A 3,472-nucleotide genomic window follows, 5' to 3' on the forward strand; every position below is an offset into this window, starting at 1 on the left:
TTGTTGAAACAAGCGTTCGTTTTTCCGCCCCGAACTAAAGTTACGGGGCTACCAAACTTTCGTCTTTTTTTCGTGTGATTTCAATGCCACAGGTTATTTTTCCATCTATACGGGACAACATTCTAATTTCATGTTAAGCGGCCCAAGGAATAGTGGGGAGTTATGGCGCGATCGCAAAGGCAATGATGAAGCCCAAGTCGCCGCCCCGTGGGGTGGGTTGGCTGTGGGAACTGCAATCTCGCGTAGCGTTGTGGATGCAACATCGTTGGGGATGTCGAGCAGGTTTTGGCTGAAGCGCTGTTTGAGCCAGCCAACGGTCAGGAGGCTCAGGAGGAGGAAAGTGGCGCTAGAATCGGGATTGGCATGATGGTCGTCAAGTTGAGCGATCGACCTTAATAATTTTGCAGCGCCTGGCGATAAGCCAGAACTGCCTCAGTTTGGTTGGCGTATTCCAGATATTGACTCAGGAGGGAGAAATCTAGATCCGGCAGGAAGGTACTGCGAGGAATTATAGTGTAGTTTTTCGCTCCTAACCGATAAAGGGAAAAACTTCCATTTTGCCAAAACCATACCTCTGGAACTCTCAATCCTTGGTAAACCTTTAATTTATCGACTCCGCCGCTAGTCAGAGCGATTTCCAGCACCATATCGGGAACTTGCCCCAGCTCGCCCAAACAATAGCACTCATCCGGTTCGGCTCCTCGCGCTACTGCTTGGTTGCGAAAGGTAGTGTTGCCATAGCCATTGAGATTAATTCGTTTCTCAACTGCATAGGTTTCAATCAACCGAGCAATAATCTTTTTCAAGCGTTCGTGCTCTGGAGATACTGTGATAATAATTTCTAGCTTTCCTTCTAAATAAGTCATCCGGGGAAATTCATCCACAAATAGGGATGAGAGGCTTTCGTATTGCTCCCAAGTGACATGGTTCAGAAGGATGCGTTGTTCTGGTGCTGGCGCGAGAGTTTGTATGTCTAACAGTTGCATGTCGATTACCCTCCTAAGAAATCCGGTACGCGATCGAAAAACGAACAGTGAAAAACGAACAGTGAAAAGCGTAATCTTGATTTCATATTGACTTCAAAATTGATTGCGATCGCTTTGCAGAGTTTGCTGGAGACCCTCATCTATAGTAAATGGCGATCGCCAGTTTAGGGTATTGCGGATTTTGCTGCTATCCACGACGAGGGAACTCAGGAGGCGATCGCTTGTTCTAACCAAAGTTGGGTAGGGATTATTCTGTGTCGTATAAGGGTAATAATGTTCTGATTTTATTTTAGGTTGCCCAAGGGATAGTCTAGTGATAGAATTAATTCATTATCCTGAGTCCGGAGGTGGCTATGGAAGCGTTGCGAATCTTTGCCAAACCTGTCAATGGTCAACTGGTTATCGACCTACCTCCTTCACTGAAGAGCGATCGCACTTATGAAGTGATCGTTCTCTCCGCGATATCCGAGGAGTCCGTTGCTACTTCACGACGCCGCCAGCCTTCTCCAAAACTAGCGGGTACGGTTCGCTTGCTTGACGATTTAATCGCACCTGCCATCCCTGAGTCAGATTGGGATTTGTCCTGAATGCTGTTACTTGATACTCATATCTGGATTCGTTGGCAAAATCCCCAGCTCAGTAGTATGGCGCTTTCCGATCGTCTAATTGAGCTGATTGAAACGGCTGATACTGTTGCGATTAGTGCCATTTCTTGCTGGGAACTCGGACAATTGGTGAAACGGCAGCGGGTACAGATTTCTCTTCCCCTTGATGAATGGGTCAAAGCTGCATTGGCAGATATTCAGGTTTTGCCCATCGAGCGGGAAATTGCTCTGAAAGCTGCTCAACTGCCAGAACATCATCGCGACCGGCTGACCGGATTATCATTGCCACAGCTTTGATTTATAATGCTTCTCTAATCAGTCTAGATTCGATGTTTCCCAACTATACAGAGTTAAAGGGACGTTTAGTTTCCCGTTGATGTCTATAGCTATTTCTGGATTCACGCTCCATCCCCTTTGATTTTCGACCAAGGTGGCGATCGCTACGGCAAAATACATGGCTAACTGGAAATCATGCCTAAGCTACGCATCAACTCTACCTCTTGTCCAAGACCTTCTTCTAGGGTTCGAGGGAAAAAATCTAAATCTCGTTGCGCTGCATCATGGGGATAGGCTTTGTCTTCTTGTAATCGCAGGATTTGCTCCCGGCGTACAGGCGATCGCTCTTTTAAAAGATTTTCCAGAATTGTGGCTGACCAGACTCCTGCATTGAGAGGTAAAGAAATCTGGCGTACTGGTTTGCCGAGTAGTTTTCCGACTAAAGTTAGCAGTTCTCGGAAGGTGACAACCGTACCGCCAGAAAGGTCGTATGCCCCTTGGATATGGGGGCGTTGAAGTGCGGTTAAGATAGCTTGGGCTAAGTCATCAGCATGAACGGGTTGGATGAGATTTTCACCCGGTCCAAATACGGGAAAGAATCCGTAGCGATCGCAAAATTTTATCAGTTTATGGAGGTTCTTATCTCGGTGGGAACCATATATCATCGTGGGGCGAAGTAAGCAGTAAGAGCCTGAATATTCGTCCAGTCGGGTTTCCATTTTTTTATAATCTTCGGCACTTTCACGGTATTTAGAATAAATTCCTGTAGTGCCAATCACAATTAACCTTGGATTTTTTTCAGCTTTTTTCAGGCTTTCAACTATAGCTTCAGTATGTAATATAGATGCAATGTGAACGATTACTTCAGGAGTTCTTTGTGCCAAAATCTTGTCCCAAGTCTCAACGGAAGAAGTATCTCCGACAAAATAGTTGATTTTTAGATTTATTTCTTCAATTCCTTGAGTATTACTGGTGGATCTCACCACACAATCAATCAAGTAATTTTCTTGTTTAATTTTTGACAGTAAATAGAGTCCTATTAAACCTGTACTACCTGTTATTATTATGTTCATTACCTTTTACTTTAACCAATAAAAATAGCGTTTTAATTTTTTTTACATATTCTTGATAATATCAGTTACCAATCTCCTGGTAATAAAATCTGTACCCGATATTTATTATTGGATATCGTTCAACTAAAAATATCCAATAAATTTAAACATTTTTCATTTTTCATTTAGATATAGTCCATCAACGCTAGTTATACCTAGATGATAACTTATTCTATGACTAATTTAGATTAATTGTTTATATTTTATGTAGCCTCTCCAAGCATAATTTATGAAACACCAACTCGCAACTGGTAAATTTAATTTTTCTATTTGACGATAAATTTTCCACACTCCAATCGCGTTTTTCAATTTATTGCTAGACATTGAACCTTGAACAATTCTATATAAAGCTAAATTTTCTTGAATTCCATAAGCAATTAATCCCCTTTTTAGCAAAGATAACCATAGCAGTAAGTCTGCATAACTGCTATAAGACCTTTGACTAACCATTTCTATAGAACCAGTTTTCTCTATATCTATAACTACAGTTAAA

Annotated in this window: 6 protein-coding genes and 1 pseudogene; 2 read left to right on the plus strand and 5 right to left on the minus strand. The window is 42.4% G+C overall.

All coding sequences use genetic code 11. The annotated features are described in order from the left end of the window. Window positions 1-392 precede the first annotated feature (392 nt). Both LKK83_RS00815 and LKK83_RS00820 read right to left on the minus strand, forming a co-directional pair. Window positions 393-986 carry a Uma2 family endonuclease gene (locus LKK83_RS00815; protein ID WP_324628825.1) on the minus strand — a complete coding sequence of 198 codons (594 nt, stop codon included), beginning with the start codon at window positions 984-986 and terminating at the stop codon, window positions 393-395. A gap of 93 nt (window positions 987-1,079) precedes the next feature. Continuing rightward, window positions 1,080-1,220 carry a hypothetical protein gene (locus LKK83_RS00820; protein ID WP_324628827.1) on the minus strand — a complete coding sequence of 47 codons (141 nt, stop codon included), beginning with the start codon at window positions 1,218-1,220 and terminating at the stop codon, window positions 1,080-1,082. A 119-nt stretch (window positions 1,221-1,339) separates the two neighbouring features. On the opposite strand from LKK83_RS00820, the gene LKK83_RS00825 reads away from it, so the two are divergent. Continuing rightward, window positions 1,340-1,573 carry a hypothetical protein gene (locus LKK83_RS00825; RefSeq protein WP_324628831.1) on the plus strand — a complete coding sequence of 78 codons (234 nt, stop codon included), beginning with the start codon at window positions 1,340-1,342 and terminating at the stop codon, window positions 1,571-1,573. Window positions 1,574-1,630: 57 nt separating this feature from the next. Beyond that, window positions 1,631-1,968 (plus strand): annotated as a pseudogene (locus tag LKK83_RS00830) (type II toxin-antitoxin system VapC family toxin). Here LKK83_RS00830 and LKK83_RS00835 read toward each other — a convergent pair. The 3 genes from LKK83_RS00835 to LKK83_RS00845 all read right to left on the minus strand — a co-directional run. Next, window positions 1,907-2,047 (minus strand): hypothetical protein, encoded by a 141-nt coding sequence (locus LKK83_RS00835; protein ID WP_324628829.1) that lies wholly within the window; start codon window positions 2,045-2,047, stop codon window positions 1,907-1,909. The pseudogene LKK83_RS00830 and the gene LKK83_RS00835 sit on opposite strands and share 62 nt — an antisense overlap. 2 nt (window positions 2,048-2,049) lie before the next feature. Then, window positions 2,050-2,940, minus strand: a complete 891-nt coding sequence (locus LKK83_RS00840; protein ID WP_324628830.1) for an NAD-dependent epimerase/dehydratase family protein — start codon at window positions 2,938-2,940, stop codon at window positions 2,050-2,052. A gap of 222 nt (window positions 2,941-3,162) precedes the next feature. Further along, window positions 3,163-3,472: hypothetical protein (locus LKK83_RS00845; protein ID WP_442957259.1), on the minus strand; the 310-nt coding region annotated here is incomplete at its 5' end.

The organism is Phormidium sp. CCY1219 (genome assembly GCF_035615515.1).
GTDB lineage: Bacteria > Cyanobacteriota > Cyanobacteriia > Cyanobacteriales > Laspinemataceae > CCY1219.

Bases quoted from the DNA above. Each gene is read 5' to 3' on its own strand.
- LKK83_RS00815 (WP_324628825.1), bottom strand. From the start codon at position 986: ATGCAACTGTTAGACATACAAACTCTCGCGCCAGCACCAGAACAACGC.
- LKK83_RS00825 (WP_324628831.1), top strand. From the start codon at position 1,340: ATGGAAGCGTTGCGAATCTTTGCCAAACCTGTCAATGGTCAACTGGTT.
- LKK83_RS00835 (WP_324628829.1), bottom strand. From the start codon at position 2,047: ATGTATTTTGCCGTAGCGATCGCCACCTTGGTCGAAAATCAAAGGGGA.
- LKK83_RS00840 (WP_324628830.1), bottom strand. From the start codon at position 2,940: ATGAACATAATAATAACAGGTAGTACAGGTTTAATAGGACTCTATTTA.